This window comes from Leptospira paudalimensis, from assembly GCF_026151345.1.
Lineage (GTDB): Bacteria > Spirochaetota > Leptospiria > Leptospirales > Leptospiraceae > Leptospira_A > Leptospira_A paudalimensis.
Window position 1 is genome coordinate 700,187 of sequence record NZ_JAMQPR010000001.1, and the last position, 23,902, is coordinate 724,088.

Annotated in this window: 20 protein-coding genes; 17 read left to right on the forward strand and 3 right to left on the reverse strand. The window is 37.4% G+C overall.

From position 1 onward, the window contains the following. Nucleotides 1–41: 41 nt before the first annotated feature. Genes ND855_RS03265 through ND855_RS03275 form a run of 3 tightly spaced genes read right to left on the reverse strand, consistent with a single transcriptional unit; the run spans nt 42 to nt 4,238 of the window. Nucleotides 42–1,487, reverse strand: a complete 1,446-nt coding sequence (locus ND855_RS03265) for a gamma-aminobutyraldehyde dehydrogenase (RefSeq protein WP_265357173.1) — start codon at nt 1,485–1,487, stop codon at nt 42–44. Between the two features lie 7 nt (nt 1,488–1,494). Beyond that, nucleotides 1,495–2,784 carry a 4-aminobutyrate--2-oxoglutarate transaminase gene (gabT, locus tag ND855_RS03270; protein WP_265357174.1) on the reverse strand — a complete coding sequence of 430 codons (1,290 nt, stop codon included), beginning with the start codon at nt 2,782–2,784 and terminating at the stop codon, nt 1,495–1,497. Further along, a complete protein-coding gene (locus ND855_RS03275) occupies nt 2,781–4,238 on the reverse strand; it encodes an NAD-dependent succinate-semialdehyde dehydrogenase (RefSeq protein ID WP_265357175.1) in 1,458 nt (485 codons plus the stop codon). Before ND855_RS03275 ends, gabT begins: the two co-directional genes overlap by 4 nt. A 138-nt stretch (nt 4,239–4,376) precedes the next feature. On the opposite strand from ND855_RS03275, the gene ND855_RS03280 reads away from it, so the two are divergent. The 17 genes from ND855_RS03280 to ND855_RS03360 all read left to right on the forward strand — a co-directional run bounded on the left by ND855_RS03280 (nt 4,377) and on the right by ND855_RS03360 (nt 23,900). After that, nucleotides 4,377–5,546, forward strand: a complete 1,170-nt coding sequence (locus ND855_RS03280) for an ABC transporter substrate-binding protein (protein ID WP_108959382.1) — start codon at nt 4,377–4,379, stop codon at nt 5,544–5,546. A 35-nt stretch (nt 5,547–5,581) separates the two neighbouring features. Then, nucleotides 5,582–6,607 carry an ABC transporter ATP-binding protein gene (locus tag ND855_RS03285; protein ID WP_265357176.1) on the forward strand — a complete coding sequence of 342 codons (1,026 nt, stop codon included), beginning with the start codon at nt 5,582–5,584 and terminating at the stop codon, nt 6,605–6,607. A gap of 10 nt (nt 6,608–6,617) precedes the next feature. Further along, complete coding sequence (locus ND855_RS03290) at nt 6,618–7,535, forward strand: ABC transporter permease (protein ID WP_322113556.1); 918 nt, start codon at nt 6,618–6,620, stop codon at nt 7,533–7,535. Further along, nucleotides 7,525–8,328: an ABC transporter permease gene (locus ND855_RS03295; protein ID WP_265357178.1), complete on the forward strand. Its 804-nt coding sequence runs from the start codon at nt 7,525–7,527 to the stop codon at nt 8,326–8,328. Before ND855_RS03290 ends, ND855_RS03295 begins: the two co-directional genes overlap by 11 nt. A 131-nt stretch (nt 8,329–8,459) precedes the next feature. After that, nucleotides 8,460–8,891 (forward strand): universal stress protein, encoded by a 432-nt coding sequence (locus tag ND855_RS03300; RefSeq protein WP_265357179.1) that lies wholly within the window; start codon nt 8,460–8,462, stop codon nt 8,889–8,891. A gap of 102 nt (nt 8,892–8,993) precedes the next feature. Then, nucleotides 8,994–10,253, forward strand: coding sequence for an AfsA-related hotdog domain-containing protein (locus ND855_RS03305; RefSeq protein ID WP_265357180.1), 1,260 nt, complete (start codon nt 8,994–8,996; stop codon nt 10,251–10,253). After that, nucleotides 10,250–11,014 carry an SDR family NAD(P)-dependent oxidoreductase gene (locus tag ND855_RS03310; RefSeq protein WP_265357181.1) on the forward strand — a complete coding sequence of 255 codons (765 nt, stop codon included), beginning with the start codon at nt 10,250–10,252 and terminating at the stop codon, nt 11,012–11,014. Before ND855_RS03305 ends, ND855_RS03310 begins: the two co-directional genes overlap by 4 nt. 9 nt (nt 11,015–11,023) lie before the next feature. Continuing rightward, a complete protein-coding gene (locus tag ND855_RS03315; protein ID WP_265357182.1) occupies nt 11,024–16,738 on the forward strand; it encodes a protein kinase domain-containing protein in 5,715 nt (1,904 codons plus the stop codon). 8 nt (nt 16,739–16,746) lie between these two features. Beyond that, on the forward strand, nt 16,747–17,130 hold the full coding sequence (gene acpS / locus ND855_RS03320; RefSeq protein ID WP_100717660.1) for a holo-ACP synthase: 384 nt from the start codon (nt 16,747–16,749) through the stop codon (nt 17,128–17,130). Continuing rightward, entirely contained in the window at nt 17,130–17,351 is a 222-nt protein-coding gene (locus ND855_RS03325) for a tetratricopeptide repeat protein (protein ID WP_207762691.1), read from the forward strand. Before acpS ends, ND855_RS03325 begins: the two co-directional genes overlap by 1 nt. A 5-nt stretch (nt 17,352–17,356) precedes the next feature. Beyond that, a complete protein-coding gene (locus ND855_RS03330; protein ID WP_100717662.1) occupies nt 17,357–17,725 on the forward strand; it encodes a bactofilin family protein in 369 nt (122 codons plus the stop codon). A 1-nt stretch (nt 17,726) separates the two neighbouring features. Next, on the forward strand, nt 17,727–19,508 hold the full coding sequence (locus tag ND855_RS03335) for a sensor histidine kinase (protein ID WP_265357183.1): 1,782 nt from the start codon (nt 17,727–17,729) through the stop codon (nt 19,506–19,508). Beyond that, nucleotides 19,505–20,362: an SDR family NAD(P)-dependent oxidoreductase gene (locus tag ND855_RS03340; protein WP_265357184.1), complete on the forward strand. Its 858-nt coding sequence runs from the start codon at nt 19,505–19,507 to the stop codon at nt 20,360–20,362. The genes ND855_RS03335 and ND855_RS03340 overlap by 4 nt, the downstream gene beginning before the upstream one ends. A 1-nt stretch (nt 20,363) precedes the next feature. Beyond that, entirely contained in the window at nt 20,364–20,726 is a 363-nt protein-coding gene (locus tag ND855_RS03345; protein ID WP_265357185.1) for a cupin domain-containing protein, read from the forward strand. Nucleotides 20,727–20,738: 12 nt separating this feature from the next. Then, nucleotides 20,739–21,983, forward strand: coding sequence for a PP2C family protein-serine/threonine phosphatase (locus tag ND855_RS03350; protein ID WP_265357186.1), 1,245 nt, complete (start codon nt 20,739–20,741; stop codon nt 21,981–21,983). Between the two features lies 1 nt (nt 21,984). Then, on the forward strand, nt 21,985–22,863 hold the full coding sequence (locus tag ND855_RS03355) for an acyltransferase (RefSeq protein WP_265357187.1): 879 nt from the start codon (nt 21,985–21,987) through the stop codon (nt 22,861–22,863). After that, the gene (locus ND855_RS03360) at nt 22,860–23,900 is read left to right on the forward strand and encodes an SMP-30/gluconolactonase/LRE family protein (protein WP_265357188.1); all 1,041 of its coding nucleotides are present in this window, start codon (nt 22,860–22,862) and stop codon (nt 23,898–23,900) included. The genes ND855_RS03355 and ND855_RS03360 overlap by 4 nt, the downstream gene beginning before the upstream one ends. Nucleotides 23,901–23,902 lie beyond the last annotated feature (2 nt).

Below are 23,902 nucleotides of genomic sequence, written 5' to 3' on the forward strand. Positions count from 1 at the left end.
ACGTATTAGACATCCAAAGAAGGGATCAATGGAAAGAGTTTTTAAACCCCTCCTACCATCACATGTTTTGTGATAAGGTAATCACCAACAGATTCAATTGACAGATCTTTACCAAATCCTGATTGTTTGAATCCACCATGTGGTGTTTCGGAAGCAAGAGGTAAGTGGTCGTTCACCCAAACCGTTCCAAATTCCAATTGTTTTGCAACTCGCATAGCACGTGCTACATCTTTTGTCCAAATAGAAGAAGCAAGACCATAATTGACATCATTTGCAAGTTTGATTGCTTCTTCTTCTTTGTCATACGATTGGATGGTAAGGACTGGTCCAAAAATTTCATTTTGTACAATATCAAAGTTTTGTTTGACATCTGTTACAACCGTTGGCTCAAAAAAGTACCCTTTGTCCAAACCTTTGGGAATTCCACCACCTGTTAGGATTTTGGCACCTTGTTTTTTTGCCCTGTCCATAAATCCCATCACACGTTCTCTGTGAATGGCAGAGATGAGTGGCCCCATTTCTGTTTTATCGTTGAAGGGATCACCCACTTTTACTGCTTTCATAGTTTCCACTACTGCATCGGTGATCTTTTTTTGGAGGGATTTGGGAACAATGATCCTTGTGGCAGCAGTACAGTCTTGCCCTGAGTTACAAGTTGCACCAAACGTTGCTTTTGCGGCAAACAAATTGACATCCACATCATCAAACACAACAAGTGGTGCCTTACCCCCGAGTTCTAAATGCACTCGTTTTAAAGAATCAGAAGCCGACTTCATGATATTTTTCCCAGTGCCAGTTGATCCTGTAAGAGATACCATACGAACAAGAGGATGGTCTACAATGGCTTGGCCTGTGGCATTCCCACCAGTGACAATATTGAAGACACCATCAGGGATCCCTGCTTTTTTGGTTAACTCAGCTAACATGAGTGTGGTGATCGGGGTGCCAGGAGCTGGTTTTAAGATCAGGGTACAACCAGCGGCAAGGGCTGGTCCAAACTTCCAAACGGCCATAAGGAGGGGATAGTTCCACGGAGCAATTTGGCCGACTACACCAACTGGTTCTCTACGTAAAATGGACGTGTAACCAGGTTGGTATTCATTCGCACGGCTTCCATGAACATCACGTGCAGCAGTTGCAAAAAAACGAATGTTATCAATGGCGAAAGGAATGTCTCCCGCCAAACTTAAGTTTTTGTATGGTTTCCCAGCATTGAGGGATTCCCATTTCGCAAATTCTTTTGTTTTTTCTTCCAAAAGGTCTGCCAATTTCCAAATCACTTTGGAACGTTCACTCGGTGTGAGTCCAGACCATCTTCCATCATAAAAGGCTTTGTGTGCTGCCTTAACGGCTTTGTCTACATCGGACACACTTGCATCAATTACAGTCGCTATTTTTTTTCCAGTGGCTGGGTCTTCGATGTCCATTGGTTTTCCGCCAGTAGAGTTTGCCCACTTCCCATCAATCCAAAGTTTATACTGTTTCATACCTGGGTTAGATTTCCTTTAATGATTTTGCCATGATGTTTAGACCTTCTTTTACGACTGATTCTTCTGCTGTGATAGGAACTAAAATTCGGATTACGTTTCCGTACACACCACAAGAAAGTAAAACAAGACCATGTTCTAAGGCTTTTGTTGTTAATTTTTTTGCCATATCAGCAGAAGGTTTATTGGCATCACCATTTTCAACGAGTTCAAAGGCGACCATCCCACCTAATCCACGTATCTCGCCAATGTTTGTGTTGGATTTTTTGATTTCGTTTAATTCCTTCACTAACATGGATCCTAATTGTGTTGATTTTTCCAATATCCCTTCTTCTTCGATGAGGTCCATCACTGCAATCCCCGCAGCACAAGCGACTGGGTTTCCGGCATAGGTTCCGCCAAGCCCACCTGGTTCTACAGAATCCATAATGGATGTTTTTCCAATCACTGCGGAAAGTGGCATCCCCGCTGCAAGGGATTTTGCGGTTGTGATGAGGTCTGGTTTGACACCCGAATGTTCGATGGCAAAAAGTTTCCCTGTCCTTGCAAATCCTGACTGCACCTCATCGGCAATGAGTAAAATTCCATGTTCATCACAAATGGCCCTTAGTTTCTTTAAAAAACTAGGAGAAGCAATGTAGAATCCACCTTCACCTTGCACTGGTTCAATGGCGATTGCTGCCACTCGGGACGGGTCAATGTCTGCTTTGAATAAATTGTTTAGGGCCTTGATCGAGTCGTCTTCTGTGACACCATGGTATTCCATCGGAAATGGAATGTGGTACACATCACTCGAGAAAGGTCCGAATCCTTTTTTGTAAGGAACCACCTTTCCTGTTAAGGCAAGAGCCATCATCGTTCTACCATGGAATCCACCTAAAAAACTGATGATCCCTGGTCTTCCTGTGGCAGCTCTTGCAATTTTCACTGCATTTTCCAATGCTTCGGCACCAGATGAAAACAAAATGGTTTTGGCTTCTCCATCAATTGGAGCTTTGGCATTTAGTTTTTCTGCGAGAACAATGTATGGTTCGTATGGCATGATTTGAAATGCAGTGTGGAGCACATGGTCCACTTGTTTGTGGATGGCAGCCACCACTTTTGGATGGCAATGTCCTGTGTTTTGAACACCAATCCCACCACCAAAATCAATGAATCGTTTTCCTTCAATATCCCAAATTTCTGCATTTTTTGCTTTCTCAGCAAACACAGGGTAGGCGGTAGTCACTCCACGTGGAATGTTTTTTAATCTTCTTTCCCATAGAGTTTTGTTTGTTTGTTTTTGATTGCCCGTCATTTGATTCCTCCGAGGCAGAGATATTTGGTTACTGTATAATCATCTAGACCGTATTTGGAGCCTTCTCGTCCCATGCCTGAAAATTTGACTCCCCCAAAAGGGACTTGTTCTGAAGAAATGATCCCTTCGTTAATGCCTACCATTCCATATTCTAACTGTTCGGCGACTCTAAAAATACGTGCCATGTCTTTCGTGTAAAAATAGGATGCTAGGCCAAAGTCGGTATCATTTGCGAGTTTGATGGCTTCTTCTTCAGTTTGGAAGGTTTGGATACAAGATACTGGGCCAAAGGTTTCTTCCTTTGTCACCATCATGGATGAGTTCACAGGATACAAAACGGTTGGTTCAAAAAAGTTTCCACCTAATTGGTGTGTGTTCCCACCGATCAAAACCTTTGCACCTTTGTTGACTGCATCTTGGATATGGGTTTTCACTTTTTCCACTGCGGCTTCATTGATAAGGGGGCCTTGGCTGGCACTCGGTTCCATTCCGTTGGCAACAACCAACTCTTTTGTTTTTTCAGCAAGTTTTTTGGAAAAGGTTTCAGCAACAGATGAATGCACTAAAAATCGATTCACACAAACACAAGTTTGTCCTGTGTTTCTGTACTTGGATAACATAGCACCTTTTACTGCTTCGTCTAAATCTGCATCTTCAAATACGATAAAAGGAGCATTCCCACCTAACTCAAGTGAGAGTTTTTTTAATGTAGCTGCCGATTTTTCCATCAGGTAAATTCCTGTTTTTGTGGATCCAGTAAAACTAAGTTTGCGAACCTCTTTACTTTCTAAAATCGTTTTGCCGATGAGGATTGGATCTCCAACTAACACATTCCAAACACCTTTTGGGAGTCCTGCTCGTTCTGCAAGAACTGCCATTGCAAGAGCTGAATAAGGAGTGAGTTCGGAAGGTTTGGATACCACGGTGCATCCTGCTGCAAGCGCAGGAGCCACTTTTCTTGCAAGCATTGCTGCAGGAAAATTCCAAGGAGTGATAGTTCCAACAACTCCAATGGGTTCTTTGAGTACAAGAATCCTAGTATCTTTTCTGTGAGATGGGATTAAATCTCCATAAGCACGTTTTGCTTCTTCACCGAACCATTCAATATAAGAAGCTGCATAGGCAATTTCTCCCCTAGCTTCCGTTAAAGGTTTTCCTTGTTCTTGTGTCATAATCAGTGCCAAGTCTTCTTGGTGGTCCATCATGAGTTGGAACCATTTGCGAAGGATTCCCGCACGTTCTTTGGCAGGTCTCGATCTCCAATCCACAAACGCATCTTTGGCTGAACGGATTGCGTTGAGCGTGTCCTTTTCTGTTGCATGCGGGATGTTCCCGATGGTTTCCCCTGTGGCAGGGTTATGTACTAAAATTTCTTTTTTATTTTCAGCGGGGCACCAAACCCCACCGATGAAATTTTCCTGGCGAAAAAGGTCTTTATCTTTGATGTATTTCATAGCAAACCTACGCTTTCACGAAAAACGTGCCTCATAAAAATTCCTACCTTTTTTTTGAAAACTTCAGAATTGGTTGCTTAATTTTGAATTTTTGGTATCTAATGCCTGACATAAGTAAAACCAGGAGCACATAGGTTTATGAAATTCGATTCATACAAACGAGTGGTTTTTTTTACAGCAGTTCTTTCGATCGCTTTTGCGGTAACCTGCGGTAAAAAAGAAACAAAGGTTTCAGAAATTGGACAAGGCGAGGGAGAAGTTTCCATCGTTGCTTGGCCAGGTTACATTGAACGTGGTGAAACAGACAAAGGATATGACTGGGTCACTGAATTTGAAAAAAATACAGGCTGTAAAGTAAATGTAAAAACTGCCGCTACATCTGATGAGATGGTAGCACTTATGAATGAAGGTGGATTTGACTTGGTAACTGCTTCAGGTGACGCATCACTTCGATTAGTTGCAGGTGGAAAAGTCCAAGAGATTAACATTGATTTGATTCCAAGTTGGAAAAACGTAGACTCTCGTTTACAAAATGCTCCTTGGCATACTGTAGATGGTAAACATTTCGGAGTTCCTTACCAATGGGGACCAAACGTACTTATGTACAACACAAAAGTTTTTAAAAAAGCTCCAACAAGTTGGAATGTTGTATTTGAAGAACAAGTTTTACCAGATGGAAAATCTAACAAAGGTAGAGTACAAGCATTCGATGGTCCAATTTACATCGCTGACGCTGCCCTTTATTTAAAAGTTGCAAAACCAGAACTTGGAATCCAAGATCCTTACGAATTGGATGAAAAACAATACACAGCTGTGATTGAGTTATTAAAAAAACAAAGACAACTCGTTCCAAAATACTGGCATGATGCAATGGTTCAAGTTGACGATTTCAAAAAAGAAGGTTTAGTCGCTTCTTCAACATGGCCATTCCAAGTTAATTTACTTGTGAGTGAAAAACAACCTGTATCATCCATCGTTCCTGTGGAAGGAGCTACTGGTTGGGCAGATAGTACAATGTTACACAAAGATTCTAAACACGTAAACTGTGCTTATAAATGGATGGAACATTCTCTTTCTCCAAAAGTACAAGGTGATTTAGCATCTTGGTTTGGATCTGTTCCTTCCGTTCCTGCTGCTTGTAAAGGGAATGCTTTACTTGGGGACACTGGTTGTGCAGTGAATGGATTCAACAATTTTGAAAAAATCTCTTTTTGGAGAACTCCAAAAGAAGATTGTTCAGGTGGAAGAAAATGTGTGCCTTATAAAAAATGGGCAGAAGATTATATTTCCATTATTGGAAGTAAATAAAATCCTAACATCATAAGAGTTCTAAAGGAGATAGAATGGACCAAGTTTACGATGTTGAGTTTCAAAATGTAACCAGGAAATTCGACCAATTCATAGCGGTAGATGATGTCTCCTTTGGGATTAAAAAAGGTGAGTTTTTTTCGATGTTAGGTCCTTCTGGGTCTGGTAAAACTACCTGCCTCCGAATGGTGGCGGGTTTTCAAGATACTAGTTCAGGAAGGGTTCTTTTGGAAGGAGTTGATGTCACGGGCATCCCTCCTTACAAAAGAAATGTCAATACAGTCTTCCAAGATTATGCTTTGTTCCCACATATGTCTGTTGCGGAAAATGTGGGCTATGGTTTAAAAATTAAAAAACTTCCAAGTGCCGAGATTTCAAAACGTGTTTCTGAAATGCTTGCGATGGTTCGCCTTCCCGATGTGGGAAATCGAAAACCATCGGAATTATCGGGAGGTCAAAGGCAAAGGATTGCACTGGCAAGGGCACTCATCAATCGTCCAGGTGTACTGTTGTTAGATGAACCATTGGGTGCACTTGATCTAAAACTGCGGGAAGAAATGCAGTTGGAGCTTAAAGCCATTCAAAAAGAAGTTGGGATCACGTTTATTTTTGTGACCCACGACCAAGAAGAAGCACTTTCGATGTCAGATCGAATCGCTGTCTTTAATAAAGGTAAGGTGGAACAAATTGCAACGCCAGAAGAGTTGTACAATCGCCCAAAAACAGAATTTGTAGCCAACTTTGTGGGAACTTCCAATATTTTATCTGTTGAGGAAACAAAACGACTCACAGGCCATAATGGTAAGATGATGATCCGCCCGGAACGAGTCCATGTTTTTGCAAATGCAAAAGAGGACAACCATTCATCTGGATATAGAACATTCAAAGCAATTTTAAAAAGCCAAGTATACTCAGGTGCAACATCTAAAATGCATTTTGAAACTCCTAGTGGATCTCGGATCATTGCCTCCACACAAAACTTAAAAATTTCTGCAGACCATATCGCAGTTGGTTCAGAAGTTTTAGTGGGTTGGAAAGATTCCGACATGCATTTGTTATAAGGAAATCATGATGACGAATGTTATGGATAGATTCATCACGTTTTTATTTTACAGAAAAAGTTTGGCACTTTTTTTATTGTTATCACCTCTGCTTGTTTGGCTTGGTGTAGTTTATTTAGGTTCTTTGTTTACTCTTCTCATCCAAAGTTTTTTCTCTATTGATTCCTTTTCGGGTGTCATCAAACGAGAATTCACATTTGAATCCTATTATGATTTATTCCGGCAGAGTACCAATTGGGATATTATCATTCGTACAACAACGATGGCTTTCACAGTGACAGTTGTGAGTGCGATCATTGCGTTTCCAATTGCTTATTATATGGCAATGAATGCTGGACCCAAACTAAAACCAATTTTGTATTTGGGTGTTATGTTGCCTTTATGGTCTAGTTACCTTGTAAAAGTGTATTCCTGGAAACTCATTATGGCCAAAGAAGGAATCCTTACCTGGTGTTTGGACCAGCTGGGGTTATTACACTTGTTAGATGTTATACTTTCCATCCCTGTCATTGGTGGCACTTCTTTATCTTTTTCCTACATCGGTATGTTTTTGGTATTCGTTTACATATGGTTACCTTACATGATTTTACCCATCCAGGCATCTTTAGAAAGAATTCCAAAAACACTTTTAGAAGCTTCCTCTGATTTGGGAGGAGGGCCCGCACAAACCTTTCGCAAAGTCATTTTACCTTTGGCGTTTCCTGGTGTCGTAGCTGGTTCTATTTTTACATTTTCATTAACACTCGGTGATTACATCATTCCTACAATCATAGGGAATTCGAGTTATTTTATTGGGATGGCTGTGTACACCCACCAAGGAACTGCGGGGAACATTCCACTTGCTGCTGCATTTTCTGTCGTTCCCATCGTGATTATGATGGTGTATTTAACAATCGCTAAACGATTAGGAGCATTTGATGCGCTCTAAATGGAACTTAGGATCTATTGGATTAAAAACGGCAACTATCTTCGGTTTTTTATTCATCCATATACCCATACTCATCATCATCATGTATGCATTTTCGACAGATGAAAAAACGTTTCAATTCCCTCTACCGGGATTCACTACGAAGTGGTTTGGAGTCGCATGGGAACGAAATGATATCTGGGAAGCGATTATACTCTCTTCCCAAGTTGCATTCATTTCTACATTCATTGCAATCCTATTAGGAACACTGGCAAGCCTTGCCGTGTACCGAAGCCAATTTTTTGGAAAAGAAATCATTTCCTTTCTTGTGATTTTACCCATTGCTCTCCCAGGCATTGTCACAGGGATTTCCCTTCGGTCTGCTATGTCTCTCTTTGGAATTCCGTTTAGCACTTGGACCATTGTCATTGCACATGCTACCTTTTGTATCGTGACTGTTTATAATAATGTTCTGGCAAGATTACGAAGGAGTTCTCATTCCATGGTGGAAGCATCAATGGATTTAGGTGCAAACCCATGGCAAACATTTCGTTTTGTGATACTACCAAATATTGCAACTGCATTACTTGCAGGAGGAATGTTATCCTTTGCTTTGTCATTTGATGAAGTGATTGTAACAACGTTTACAGCTGGTCAACAATCAACCGTGCCTATCTGGATGTTAACAGAGTTTATTCGTCCAAGGCAAAGGCCAGTAACCAATGTGGTAGCTGTTTTTGTGATTTTAGTCACAACCATTCCAATCCTTGTCGCTTATTATCTCACAAAAGAAGATGATGGTCGCAAAAAATAAATTCCATCCTTTTGTAGTGGATGGTCAATACGATATGATTTTCAGTTTCTAACGAAACCTCATCTACCAATATGATAATTATCAAAGGAAATTCACTTTCTTATCTTCCAGGATCGTGTTAGGATTAGCGTATGGAAAAATTAATACAAAAACTGATCATCCCCATTGATGGTTCACCAAGTTCGGCAAAGGCCTTGGAATTTGGATTGGCATTAGCCAAGGCAAGTAATGCAATTTGTTATGTTGTAGAAGTGATAGAGGACTTTGGACCACTCCCTGGGTATTATGATGCAGCTCCTCCTGGAAAGGATCGAGTCAAATGGATCTCGGAACAACGATTTGAAAAAATCCATCCGATCTTAGAGGAGACAACCGTAAAATGGAATCGTGTGGTATTGGAAGGATACCCTGCTGAAGAAATTTGTAAACTAGCGGAAAAAGAAAAAGTCGATTTGATTGTGATTGGAAGTCGTGGCCATGGAATTTTAGGCAGATTCATCATGGGAAGTGTCTCCGATAGAGTTGTACATTATGCACCATGTTCTGTAACTGTCGTTAGGTGAATTTACCATAATTTTGACAAATCAATGTTAAATTACTTGCCTTGAAAGGTATCCCATTGGAATCTACGGGTTAATCCTAAAGTAGATTCCTGGTTGATACAAATGAAGGTTCCCGAAAAAGAAGAGCTCCCCACTGTTTTAGCTCTCGATAAACGTTACACACGCACTTATTTCCAAGAAGATAGTTTTGTTTCCAATATAAGAAGGGCTCTGCCTCGGATGATTTTGGCAGACCTCATGGAAAGTGATGTTTTACCAAAACTGAACGAAGAAGAAAAGGAATTTCTTTTATTCTATTATATTAAAAGAACTGATGCGTCGGGGAGTTATTATCAATTAAAAACAATTCCTTCTCGGATACGTAAAGAATCAGCAGATCGTATACTAAATGAAGCGAATATAGATGATTCTGGTAGAGAATTCTTAAGCCAATTTTATAATTTTGATACTGAAATCGAACAATATGTACTCAATGACCAAGTGACAGAAGCTGATGAGATTAAAATTTTACAACTTGTCAAACGTAGAGATTATTATGTAGGCAATGTAGAAAAATCGATGATCTCTGCAATCTTTGAAAGATTCCCTGAGATTCCAAAACGGGACACTTTTTTTGCAAATTTGTATGTCCCTCCAACTCATAAATACTATTCTCCTCCCAATTTAAAACACATTTCAGGTATGCAAATTGTGGAAGCGGCAAGGCAATTGGGAATTGCATGTAATCACATGTTTGGGAAAGTCCCTTTTGAAGATGTCACCTTCTTATTGTTATATTTAAATTCTGAATTTTTGCAATATGCAAAAATGAATATGCCCATTAAACTTAGGGTCAAAGCAAAAGAAGTTAAATACAGTAAATCCGGATATTGGAACTACTCAAAACTCGCCATTACTGCCTACCAAGAGAACCAAGAAATTACGAAAATTGAAATGGCCGCGAGTATTTTGCCTTTAAAGGTATACAAACGCTTAAAAAGCACGCAGGAAGAAGTGTATGAAATTGATCCAAGGTTTCGGATTTTGGATCGTTTTAAGAACAATATTTCCATTCGAGAAAATGGAAGGAATATTGTCTCAACAATCGAAAATATATCAAATTCTGGATTTATGGTGCGCTGCTCAGGAATCCATCCGGGAACATTGTCCACTGAGCAACAACTAGAATTTTTTATGCATTTTGATATTGTTGGTTTCGTACACGGAACTTGTATTTTATTATGGGTAAAAGAAGACGATAATAATGAAGATATGTTTTTTGCTGGATTTCGTTTTGAAGAAATATCTGATCTAGACAGGGCAAATGTAAAGGAAGCAATCAATCGGTATGGAAGATTGATAGAAGATAGGGAAATCCAATGAAAAAGAAAAAAGTAGCCTTAGTCACTGGTGGAACTTCCGGATTAGGTAGAGCGATTGTGTTAGAATATGCAAACGCTGGTTATGTGGTTGGTTTTTGTGGTCGTAGGAAACAGGAAGGGGAAGATACTCTCGCTTTACTTGCAAAACAAGGCGGTGAAGGTATATTTTTCAAATGTGATGTCACACAATCGGAAGCAGTTCGTAATTTTGTAGAAACCATTGTAGATAAATATGGCCAAATAGATGTAGCAGTTAATAATGCTGGGATTTCAGGAGTCCTTAAAACGACAGCTGATTATCCATTAGATATTTTTGATTCTGTAATGGATGTAAATCTAAAAGGTACTTTTTTATCAATGCAGTTTGAATTAAAGCAATTTATCAAACAAACAAACGGTGGTGTGATCATCAATGTTTCGTCTGCATTAGGTTTACGTGGAAAAGAAAAAGCAGGCCCTTATTCAATGTCAAAACATGGAATCATAGGACTGACTAAATCTGCTGCTTTAGAGTATGGTGCACAAGGGATTCGAGTCATTGCACTTTGTCCGGGAGGAATACAAACTGAAATGGACGATGTATTTTATGCAAATGTACCAAATCCAGAAGAAGTTAAAAAAGAAAGAATGAAATCTTATGCCTTAGGTCGGATGGCAACTCCTGAAGAAGTAGCCAAAACTTGTGTATGGTTGTCTGGTGATGGAGCTGCTTTTATCACTGGTGCTGTCATCCCAGTGGATGGCGGAAAAACGGCTAGATAAGGATTCTATTTGTTTACGATAGGAAAATACAAAGTCACAAAAGAACTCCATTTGGGAAAAAGGAGTTCTGTCTACATTGGAGAAGATGATAAAAAATCTCCAGTTGTTGTAAAACTATTAAACAGAGATTATCCTGATAATCACGAAATTACAAAGTTTAAAAATGAATTTGAAATTCTTAAATCGATAGATTCAAGCTACACATTAAAACCATTAAGTTTTGAATCTTATCAAAACACAGTTGCGATTGTTTTTCCTCATATCGAATATACCGATCTCGCTAAACTTCAATTAAGTGGGAAATATAGTAATCTCCAGACTTTTTTAAATATCTCAATTGAAATTTGTAGGGCACTTTCGGACATCCATAAAGCGAAAGTAGTCCATAACGATATCAAAGCACAGAATATCATTTATCATCCTGAAACAGGTGAATTAAAGATAATTGATTTTGGTTCCGCAACTATGTTAACCCATAGAAGTTTTTATCTTCCGATGAACCAAAATTTAACAGGGACATTGGCACATATTTCTCCAGAACAAACTGGTAGAATGAATCGCACTGTAGATTACCGTACAGACTTTTATTCGTTAGGAGTAACCTTATACCAACTCATTACAGGAGAGCTTCCCTTTTTATACACTGATAGTTTGGAAATGGTTCACGCACATTTAGCTAGAATCCCATTGCCTCCACAGGAAAGAAGTAATGCTCCGAAAATCTTATCAGATTTAATCATGAAACTTTTGGAAAAAAATCCAGAGGATAGATACCAAACTGCGACTGGATTACTTTCTGATTTAATCACCATTCAATCCGTCTTATTAGAGAATGGAAAAGAAGAATTAGATTCCTTTCAAATGGAATTGGCAAAAAACGATAAATCATCTCGTTTTCAAATACCGAAAAAGTTATACGGTAGAGAGTTACAACTTAAAACTTTTGAAGAAAAATTTCTAAATGCAACAGAAGGAAAAATTGAAACCTTCCTAATCTCTGGACGTTCTGGTATTGGGAAGTCAGCTTTAATTAACGAAATTCAAAAACCAGTTACAATCGAAAGAGCTTACTTTACAACAGGTAAGTTTGATTTATATAAAAAATCAATTCCATACCGTGCGATTAACCTTGCCTTACAAGGTCTAGTGAAACAGTTGTTATCTGAAAACGAGACTTCTGTCAAAGAGTGGAAAAAAATACTAACCCAAACCTTAGGGGCAAACGCTAAGCTCATCATCGACGTAGTGCCTGAGCTTGCTAAGTTATTGGGAGATGTAGAAACACCTCCAGAATTGGATACGGTAGAAACAGAAAATCGTTTTCATTTAGTTTTTAGAAAATTTTTGCGAACAGTGTGTACCAAAGAACATCCTGTTGTGATGTTTTTAGATGATTTACAGTGGGCTGATTCTTCTAGTATTCTTTTGTTAAAAGAAGCGATTACCGATCCAGAAATTTCCTATTTTTTTATCATCCTATCTTACAGAGACAATGAAGTAAGTCCAACGGATCCATTTTTTCGGATGTTGGAAGAACTTAGGGAAACAAAAACTTCCATCACTGAAATTCGATTGGAACCACTAACGGAATCTGATATTTCGATACTTGTCTCTGATACATTATCATTACCTGAATCAGAAATTAAGGGGATTTCGGAAATCATTTGGAAAAAAACAAAGGGAAATCCTTTCCACGTAAATGAAATGTTTAAGAATCTTTATGAGAGATCTTACATCCAATTTTCTGAAAATCGATGGGTTTGGGATAAGGAAAAAATCAATACAGTCAATATTTCTGAAAATGTAATTGATTTGATCATCGATAAAATTTACCTGCAACCCCCAGAATTAATCGAAGCACTAAAATTAACTGCATGTATAGGAAACTGGTTTCGTCACGATATTTATGCGACGATTGCTGAGAGACCTTTTCATTTGGCATCTATGGATTTGGTTGCGTTGGCAAACGAGGAATTCCTGATCTTAGGATTGGATGATGCCAATTTTACTCATGATAAAATTCGAGAAGCGATTTATAAAATCATTTCTCCTGAAGAAAAATCGAAGTTACATTATAAAATTGGAAAAACGTATCTATCAATTCTTTATAAATACAAATTAGATGATCATTTATTCACAATTGTAAACCAACTCAATTTAGGTGCCTCACAGATTACAAAAGACCAGGAATTGGTCCAATTGCGCACCTTAAATGAAAGGGCAGGTTTTAAGGCACTCAATTCATCTGCATACGATGCAGCATTCAGTTTCTTTGAACGTATGGTTGGATTGATGTTAGAAGACGAGTGGAATCATCAATATGAAAACACTCTCAAACTTCACTTAGCTTACGCAAGATCAGCTTACCTGTCTAAAAATTTCGAAAAGGCTGAAAAAAGTTTTAATCATATTCTAAAACATGCAAAAACAGATTTAGATAAAATTTTAGTTTATGAGTTACAAACTTCAATGCTTGTGACTCAAAATAAAATGAAAGAAGTTTTGGTTACCTTAAAACAAGCGCTTCGGTTACTCGGTGTTAGGTTGCCTAAAAATGCATCTGCTCTCTCTCCTTTAAAAGAAATTGTGAAATTTAAAATTCGATTGGGAAGGAAACCAATTGAAGAATTGGAATTTTTGCCAATTGCAACGGACCCAAAGTATTTGGCAATTATGCGGTTACTCAATGCTTGTATCGCACCATCGTTTTTAGCAGATCCAAACCTATTTCCAGTAATCGTCCTCAAAATGGTCAATTATACTTTGTTATATGGTCTTTGTGAGCTAAGTGCATTTGGTTTTTCAGCAATGGGTATGATCCAAGGTTCTGGCCTCGGAGATTATGATTCCGGATACAAGTTTGGTAAGTTGGGAATCAAATTAATTGATGTTTTGGATGCCAAATCATTCAAATGTAGAACCTTATTTATGTATGCTTGTATGATTCTTCCTTGGAAAAATCATGCTAAGGAAGGTAAAAATATTTTTTGGGATAGTTTCCTCGCTGGTATGGAAACAGGTGATTTACAATATGCATCCTATTCCTTAAATAACATTCATTTCCAAGGATTATTGTATCGAGAAAACTTGGATGATTTATACAAAAGCCAACTTCGTTATGATGCTTCACTCTTAAGTTTGAGGCAACACCATGCTTACCAAGTTCACCGTTTGAATATGCAAATTGTTGAGAATATGCGAGGTGAGACTTCTGATCCATTGAGTTTGGAAGGTCGATATTTCCTAGAATCAGAAAATGTCAAAGAATGGGAAACATATGGGAATGCAAATGCGTTATTTGATTATTATTTATGTAAACTGAGGTTAGAATACTTTTTAGGAGATATAGAAAAGGCGTATCAATTTTCTCTCAAATTGGATGGTTTAGAGGGTGGAGTGTTTGCTATGATGTTTGTTCCTGAACATGTTTTTTTTGGAGCACTCGTCGTTTACGAATTGTTATCAAATCCAAAATACACAAATTCAATCGATCGAAAAGATTTATTAAAACGATTGAAATCATTTTCAAAACGTTTGAAAGTTTGGGCAAAAAATTCTCCTGATAACTTTGGTCATAAATACGAAATTATTTCTGCAATTGAGTTATATTTAAGTAACAAAAAATCGGAAGCCGTGGTGGCTTGTAAGGCAGCAATTACTTCAGCAAGAGAGTCTGCATATATTTTAGAAGAAGCAATTGCCAATGAAATCTTGGTCAGAATGTGGAGAGAAACAGGTTTTGATCAATATAGCAATCTACACCTTGTGGAAGCACATTATCGTTATGGCAAATACGGTTTTATCTCCAAGGTAAAACAATTGGAAGCAGATCATATCTCTTTAAAGAAATACATTGGAAGGAATTTTAGAACAGATTCTACTGATAATGTTTCCCTATTTAGTACGACAAAAGATATTTTTGGAGACGTTGGATCGAATTTAGACATCAATACTGTTATCAAAGCATCTCAAACGATTTCAGGTGAAATACAACTCAATCGTTTATTAGAAAAGATGATGAAGATTATCCTTGAAAACGCTGGCGCTGAACGAGGGTATTTTATTCTGAATTTTGATACAAAATGGCAAGTGATTGCCGAATCCAACTTAGAGACTGAATCTGTTTCAGTTTATTCGGATTCTCCATTTGAATTGGATTTTTCTCAAGCGATAACAACAATTCACCAAAATAAAATTCCAACACAAATTATTGGGTATGTGGTCCGAACTGGAGTTGTTGTCATTTGTGGTGATGCAGCAAGAGAAGGTGAGTTTAAGAACGATCCATATGTGAAATCATATTTACCAAAATCTTTATTATGTTATCCAATTTTGAGCCATGGCACTGTAGTCGGAATTGTTTATCTAGAAAATAATTTAACCACGGATGCATTTACACCAGGAAGAGTTGAAATTCTAAAAATTCTTTCTTCTCAAATCGCAGTTTCGATTGAGAATTCTTTACTTTATACTAACTTGGAACAAAAAGTTGATGAAAGGACAAAAGAATTAAATTCTGCATTAACAGAAGTTAAAGGGTTAAAAGAACAGCAGGATGGTGATTATTTTCTTGCTTCCTTATTGATTGAGCCGTTAACACAAAATCATGCCGAATCATCGAATATGAATATTCAGTTCTTAACAGAACAAAAGAAAAAGTTTAGCTATAAACAATGGAATTCTGAAATTGGTGGTGATTTGTGTGTCTCTTCTTCCATCCAATTGCAAAATAAAAAATACATTGTAGTATTGAACGGAGATGCAATGGGCAAGTCTATGCAAGGTGCAAGTGGTGCCCTTGTCATTGGATCGGTATTTGAAGCAATCATCAAACGAAATGGACAATCTGAAGAATCAAAGGATATGACTCCTGAAAAGTGGGTGAGTAGTGCGTATTCCGAATTGCACAACACCTTGGTAACGTTTGACGGTTCCATGTTAATCTCAATGTTTCTTTGTTTGATAGATGATGAAACAGGATTTTTCTATTTTTTGAATGCGGAACATCCTCGACCTGTGATCTATAGAAATCATAAAACATTTTTCCTTCCACATAACTATGTATGTGCGAAACTTGGCTTACTTGCTTCAAAGAAAAATCTTCAAATTAATACATTCCAAATGGAAAAGGGAGACATCCTACTCATTGGCTCAGACGGACGGGATGATATTCTCATTGGCTCTGAACAGGAGATGGAAGTGAATGAAGATGATGAGTTGTTTTTAAAAACTGCCAAAGAAGGCTTGGGAGATTTAAATTTAATTCGAGATGCGATCAAAAAACAAGGAGAGTTAATCGACGACCTTTCCTTGATACGTGTTGAATATACTGGTATAGGTTCGGAAATTAATATTCCTAAATCACATCCAAAACACATTGTTTATTTACGAGCACTTACTTTGTACAAACAAAAACTATGGGTCGATGTTGAAAAAATGATATCATCTCATTATCCAAATATCCACGAAGCTCCGCTCTCCTTTCAAAAAATTTATCTCTACACTGAGCATAGGATGTCTGTTTTCCCATTACAGTTTGCAGTTACCTACATCCAAAAAAATCCATCTGATAGTTTGACTTTGTTTTATATTGCTGAAGCCTTGTTTGCCAATGGAGATTTTGGGGCTGCTTTTGATTATTCGGAACGAGTGAAGTTGAGACGGCCATACCACAAGGAAAACAATCGATTATTTGCTCGACTCATGGAACTTCGGCGTAAATAAATCTACTTATGTTATCAGTCGGGAACGACATTGTCGAAAACGAACGAATTCGAGAATTATTACAAAAACATGGGGATCGGTTTTTGAAACGAGTTTTCACCGATGATGAGGTTGAATACTGTCACAAACACAAAGACCCAGTGCCTTTTTTGGCTGGAAGATTTGCCTGTAAAGAAGCGGTCATCAAAGCCCTGAACTTGGAACCTGGTGAGGTTGCCGATATGCGCGAGATTGAGCTAGCTGGAACCAATTTTGGGAAAAAAACGCTAGTCATCCATGGGAAAACTGAGAAGTTTTTCCGTGAGAAAGGATTTACGGGTAGTTCGGTGTCCATTAGCCATGCTGACCACTATTCAACCGCCGTTGTCGTATTCTATAAGGAGCTCAAATGATCGTTAGTGATAAAATGAAGTCAGTGCTTGTGCATTATAACCAAGGACTTACTTTGTACAAATCTCGTAAATTTGCAGAAGCAAAAGAAGAATTCAAAAAAGCATTAGCGATCCATCCTGGAGACGGTCCTTCCAAACTTTATATTGAACGTTGCGATGATTACATCGCAGATCCTCCTCCTGAAGATTGGGATGGAGTATATAACATGAAAACGAAATAGGAACTATGTCAAAAAAAGAAATGCAACCTACCATCACAGAACACGGAGTCATTGCCACCATCTTAGGAAAGGAAACTGCTTTTAGCGGAACCTTAGCTTTTAAAAAACCACTTCAAATCTCTGGTGATTTCACTGGTGAAATCATATCAGATGGTTATTTAGTGATCAGCGAAGGTGCTCGTGTAAAAGCAAATATCAAAGCGGGAACCGTTGTCGTTGGTGGTACCATCATTGGAAACGTGACTGCAACTCAAAGATTAGAGATGTTATCAACAGGAAAAGTCCAAGGCAACATTCGCACTGCAAAATTACAAATAGCAGATGGAGTTATTTTTGATGGTAACTGCGAAATGTTGAGTAACGACGAGACTTAGTTTGTGGCAATTCCATCCATATAGTGTACTTCTATTCCTAGCATTTAGCTTCAATCTTGGATTGGGGCTATTTGTATTAAAATCCTTTCGACTCAATTTAGTTAAATATTTATTAATCTTAGTTTTTGGTTCCATGGTTTGGACTGGATTCTATGGACTTGATTTTGTTTACATAAGTACGAACTTACACCGAACATTCATTAGTTTGTTGTATGTAGGTGTTGCCATTGCCAATGTTGGTATGGTATTAGTCTCAATAGAGTTTACAAACAACCAACATTTACTCACAAAACGATTCTGGGTACTTTTATTACTTCAGCCTTTATTTACTGTAGCTGTGTGTGTACTCGATCCTATCTTTAAAACTTTAACACTTGATACATATCTCATTAATGTAGATGGGCGTATCCAGTGGATCCAAGAAACAAATTTAGGTGGTTTTATCGCCTCTTACTTACTCTCTTTTTTTTGGTCAGTATTTGTTGCCTTACTCCTCATTAGAGGAATTTTTATCTCAAAATCGACAGAACGTAACCGTTATCTATTAATCCTGATTTCATTTTTGTTTATTTGGGTAACTGCAATTTTGCATAAAATGGGTATTCGTCCATTGCCTGGAATGAATATAACTGCTGTTATGTGTACTATGCAGGCAATCATGATATTTTTTGCAATTGGATATTATCGAATGTTTGATTTGGTACCACTTGTAAGAAGTGAAATTGTAGATGAACTTGATGAGGCTGTAGTCATTTTAGATTTTAATCATCGAGTCGTAGATTGGAATAGTTCGGCAGAAAACTTATTTTGTGTAAAAGATAAGAATGTAGCCTTGCTCCCTCACCAAGTTTTTTTCCAACATACTCCAGAACTCATTTCAAAATTGGACAATTTGTCCATTAAAAAGACAATCACCAAGTGGATATGGGAAAAAGATTCGAAGTATTGGGAAGTCACTGCAAAGCAGATTCGAGATTCAAATCGGAAAAAAATTGGGATGGTGCTTGTTTTCCGTGATAATACTGAACAAAGAAATTTAGAAAAACAAATGGCAAACGTGAACCGTGAGCTTCTTGTTGCAAATGGAACCAAAGATCGATTTTTATCGATCATCTCACATGATTTACGTGGTCCTCTGGCAGGCATAAAAATGTTGCTCAAAGTTTTAAACGAGGACATGAAGAAAAAAGAAGATGCATTAGCAGGAATGACACAATCTTTACTTGATGCAACAGAATCTGTTTTTTCTCTTTTGGAAAATCTTTTAGAATGGTCTAAGTTACAAAGAGGGCAAGAGGAATTTAGACCAAATTTTTACCGATTGGATTCTATTGTTTTGGAATGCCTTGATTTATTTGCTTTAAGTGCAAAAAATAAAGACATTCATTTTGAGACCAAAATTCCAAATCATGCGATGGTGTATTGTGATGATCGAATGATCATTACTGTGATGCGAAATTTAATCTCCAATGCATTGAAGTTTAGCCATCAAAATGGCAATATTGAAATTTCTGCAATTGATACCGGTTACCATTGGATGGTTTCTGTTAAAGATTTTGGTGTTGGAATGTCTAAAACTACGATCGATAAATTATTTAAACCAGGCGAAGTGATCAAATCAGTTGGTACCCAAGGGGAAACTGGGAATGGAATTGGACTTCTCTTGTGTTCTGAATTTGTAACGGTTAATGGTGGTACATTAACAGCTGATAGTGATGGAATGTCAGGGTCTATTTTTCAATTTAGTCTCCCAAAAAAGGAAAACGAGGAAATTCTAGTATGAGTCAAATTATTTTAGTAACAGGTGCAACTGATGGCATTGGAAGAGTTTGTGCACATTCATTTGCAAAATCTCAGAATGAATTGATTTTGGTTGGACGAAATCCAGAAAAATTATCTGCACTAGTATATAGTCTACAAGTACATGGTGTGAAGGTTCATTCCTATGTTTGTGATTTGTCGCTTGCAAAAGAAACGTTTGCATTAACGGAAAAAATACGGAATAATCATCCTAAAATAGATGTTTTGCTCAACAATGCGGGTGCGTATTTTGATAAACGAACTCTCACTAACGAAGGATTAGAATCTACTTTTGCTTTAAACCATTTAAACTATTTTATTATGGCTCTTGGATTATTGCCCTCACTTAAGAATGCAAACCAAGCACGTATTATCAATGTTGCGTCACGTGCTCATGAAGGTGTATCTTTGGATTTTAAAGATATATTTGGTGAATCAAATTATTCTGGGTGGAAACAATACCAAAGATCCAAATTGATGAATATTTATTTCACGTATGAATTGGCTGAAAGACTAAACCAAACAAAAATTACTGTGAACTGTTTGCATCCAGGATTTGTGAAAACCAAATTTGGACAGAATAATGATGGGCTTGCAAAAGTATTAATCACGTTTGCACAGAATATTTTTGCTATTTCGGAAGAGAAAGGTGCTGAAACTTCCATTTACCTTGCAACAGAACCTAGCTTAAGCACTGTTTCTGGGAAATACTTTGTAAAAAAGAAAACAAAGAATAGTTCTCCCGTTTCCTATGATAAAACAGTCAGAAGGAATTTATGGACCTATACAGAAGACCTGCTGAAACATAAATTTTCTTTTAGGTTCCCTGGAAATTAGTATGGGATATTTTCATCAAAAAAATCCAACGATCATTCCAGTCCCTGGGAATAAAACAATTGAGGAACATTTTGGAATCCCATCGACAAGTACAAAGGAAGTATCAATTGCACATATGATTGCACCTCCAGGTTGGGGTGAACCTTTTCAGACACCTAACTTTGATGAGTGGACACTTATGGTTAGGGGCAAAAAACAGATTGAAGTTGATGGCGAAGTTTTAGTTTTATCTGCAGGGGAATCTATCTTAATCCAAAAAGGATCAAAAGTTCGTTATTCGAATCCATTCTCGGAGGACGCTGAGTATTGGTCTCTTTGTAAACCTGCTTTTACGATAGAAGCAGTCAATCGAGAAGAAGAATAAAACTCTAATTGTATGAGTCCTGAAGAAAAACCAAACGTCGATTTAAGTTTCCTAAAAAAGGAAATGAAAAAAGTAGAGTTTGGTCCTGATACTTTGGTGATTGAACAGTATTCGTTAGGTGATTCATTTTATTTTATTGAATCTGGTCGAGTAGAAGTTTGGAAATACTTAGACGAAACAAAACAAGAGATTTTAGTAATAGGTGATTTAATCGCAGGCGATTATTTTGGAGAGATTTCACTAATCGATTCTGCTCCAAGGACAGTCAATATAACAACAAAAGAAAAATCTACTTTATACACATTAACTCGTGTTGATTTTCACCGACTGATCCAAACAAGTCCAGAATTGACTTTAACTCTCTTAAAGTTATTAACTGCAAGGATACGCAATGCGGAACAAAGGGAAAACCAAGTCCTCATACAGAAAAATAAAGAGTTACGTTTGCAAAATGAAACATTGGAAATGATGGTTAAGGAAAGAACTGCAAAGCTCACCCAATCATTAAAAATCATCCAAGAAGATTTGGAAACTGCCAAAACTATACAGAGAAATATCTTACCACTTGGCTTAAAACACATTGCTCATTTAGATTTTGCCTCCAAGTTTGAGCCGATGGCTGAGGTAGGTGGTGATATATTTGATGTCATTCGATTAGAAAAATCCAAAATTCGATTGTTTTTGGCTGATGCAATTGGGCATGGAGTGCAAGCAGCACTCATCACTATGGCAATCAAAGCTGAGTATGATCATATCAAACACAGTGTTACCAATCCATCGGATGTGTTGTATGCATTGAACCAGATTTTCATCGATCGTTATGGAAAAAAATCGAATCAATTTACTGCTGTCATTGTTGATTTGAATTTGGAAGAAAATAAACTCGTTTATTCCTCAGCCGGTCATAATGAACCATATGTTCTCAATCAATCAGAGATATTGGCATTAAGTGAATCTGGATTAATGTTAGGTCTCGAAAAGGATGTAGAATATACAGATAATACGGTCCCATTTCGGCTTGGAGATCGATTGTTTATGATATCTGATGGTTATTTGGAACAAGAAAATGAAGATGGAAATTTTCTAGGGGAATCCAAATTGCTTTCCAGTTTTTTGTCTGCTAGGAGTTTGGGATTAAGTTTAGCTGACACTGTAAATTTGCTAATGGAACAGTTTCATAACTTTAGGGGAAAAATCTCTATGATGGATGATGTTACCATTTTGGGAATCGGCACCTCGTATGATTTAGGAGTTTAAATTGGGATTAATCATAGCATACATTTTGTTTTTATTAAATTTACTTTGGATCATTCCTACAATGTATCCTCTTTATATTTGGAAACTATTGACGACTGGTTCCGTAAGAAGATTTGGTGATCGTTTGCTCGTGAAAGTAGGAGAGGCTTGGATCGAAAATAATTATCGAATCTCTCGTTTTTTATATGGTGTCCAATTTGAAGTAGTGGGTGAAAATTTTAAGAATCTGAATACAAATGGAAGTTATATGATTATTTGTAACCACCAATCATGGTCGGATATTTATATCATCCAATCAGTTTTAAACAGAAAAATTCCTCTCATTCGTTTTTTCATCAAAGATTCTTTAAAATATGTACCTGTTCTCGGACATGCTTGGCTCGCATTAGATTTTCCTTTTGTAAAACGTAGTAGTCGCGAACAACTGAAAAAAAATCCAGAACTTGCCACAAAAGATTTGGAGAATGTTAAAAAAGTTTGTGAAAAGTTCAATGGAATGCCTTTTTCAATTTTGAACTTTTTGGAAGGCCATAGACGGACACCTGAGCGAATGGCAAAGTTATTAAAGAAAAATCCTTACAAACATTTACTTCGTCCACATAGCGGCGGGATTTCTGTGGTTTCCACTTCATTAAGAAATTCGCTTGATGCTTTTATTGATCTAACTATTGTTTATCCTACTGAAAACCCAAGTTTTTTGGATTTGATGTCTGGTAAAATTCGAAAGTTAAAAGTTTTTATTGATGTGATTCCAAGAGAACAAGTGCCCATCGAAGAAAACGAACAATTTGCTCCAATGTCAAAGAAAATGAAACGTTGGGTGGATGAACGTTGGGCATTAAAGGATGCTTTGATTGAAAAGGAGATGAGTACTAAATGAAACTATTACAAATCAAAATTTTATTTTTGATAGGATTTATTTCCTGTCGTACTTTTTCTCCTGTTGCATATGAACCTCCCCTCAAACCAGAACCAGTTGGGATTTATGAGCCAAATACGGAATTACAAAAGGCAATCCTCCTAGCCATCGGAAAAGTAAAAGGTCTTGAGTCACTTGATGTTGACTCTGATGGAAATATTTATGGTGGAGATAAAGATGGTCGCATCATCAGAATTACTCTCAAAGGGGAAATCAAAACAATTGCTAAAACTTCTGGTAGACCACTTGGAATTCAATTTGATAAAGTAGGTAACTTAATCATTGCTGATGCCTATAAAGGATTATTATCTATGGATAAGTCCGGTAAAATTACTACTTTAGTTTCTGAATACAAAGGAGTACCATTCAAGTTCACAGACGATTTGGATATTGCACAAGATGGAAAAATTTATTTTACAGATGCATCTATTTACGAACAAAAAGAATATCTATATGATTTATTAGAAGCAAGACCTTATGGTCGTGTTTTTGTTTACGATCCAAAAACAAAGGAAACTCAGTTATTACTCCAAGATTTGTATTTTGCAAATGGGATCAGTTTGTCAAAAAATGAAGATTTCCTTTTGGTGAATGAAACATATCGATATCGGATCACTAAACTTTGGTTAAAGGGACCCAAAAAAGGAACTTCGGAAGTTTTAATTGAGAATTTACCGGGTTTTCCAGACAACATCACTCGAAATGAAAACGGAGAGTTCTGGGTAGCATTGTTTACGGTAAGAAATGACAGAATGGACAATATGCACCCATCTCCCGTAGTGAAAAAAATGATCTATTTTTTACCAAAGTTTTTATGGCCTAAAGCTCAACCTTATGGTTACGCAATGAAGATCGATGGGAATGGTAAAGTTTTAATGACAGTACAAGACCCTACTGGGGAACATTTGAAAGATGTAACTAGTGTCATTGAAAAGAAACGCCAATTGTACATTGGAAGTTTGTACAATGATCGAGTGGGAATATATGTACTACCTTAGTG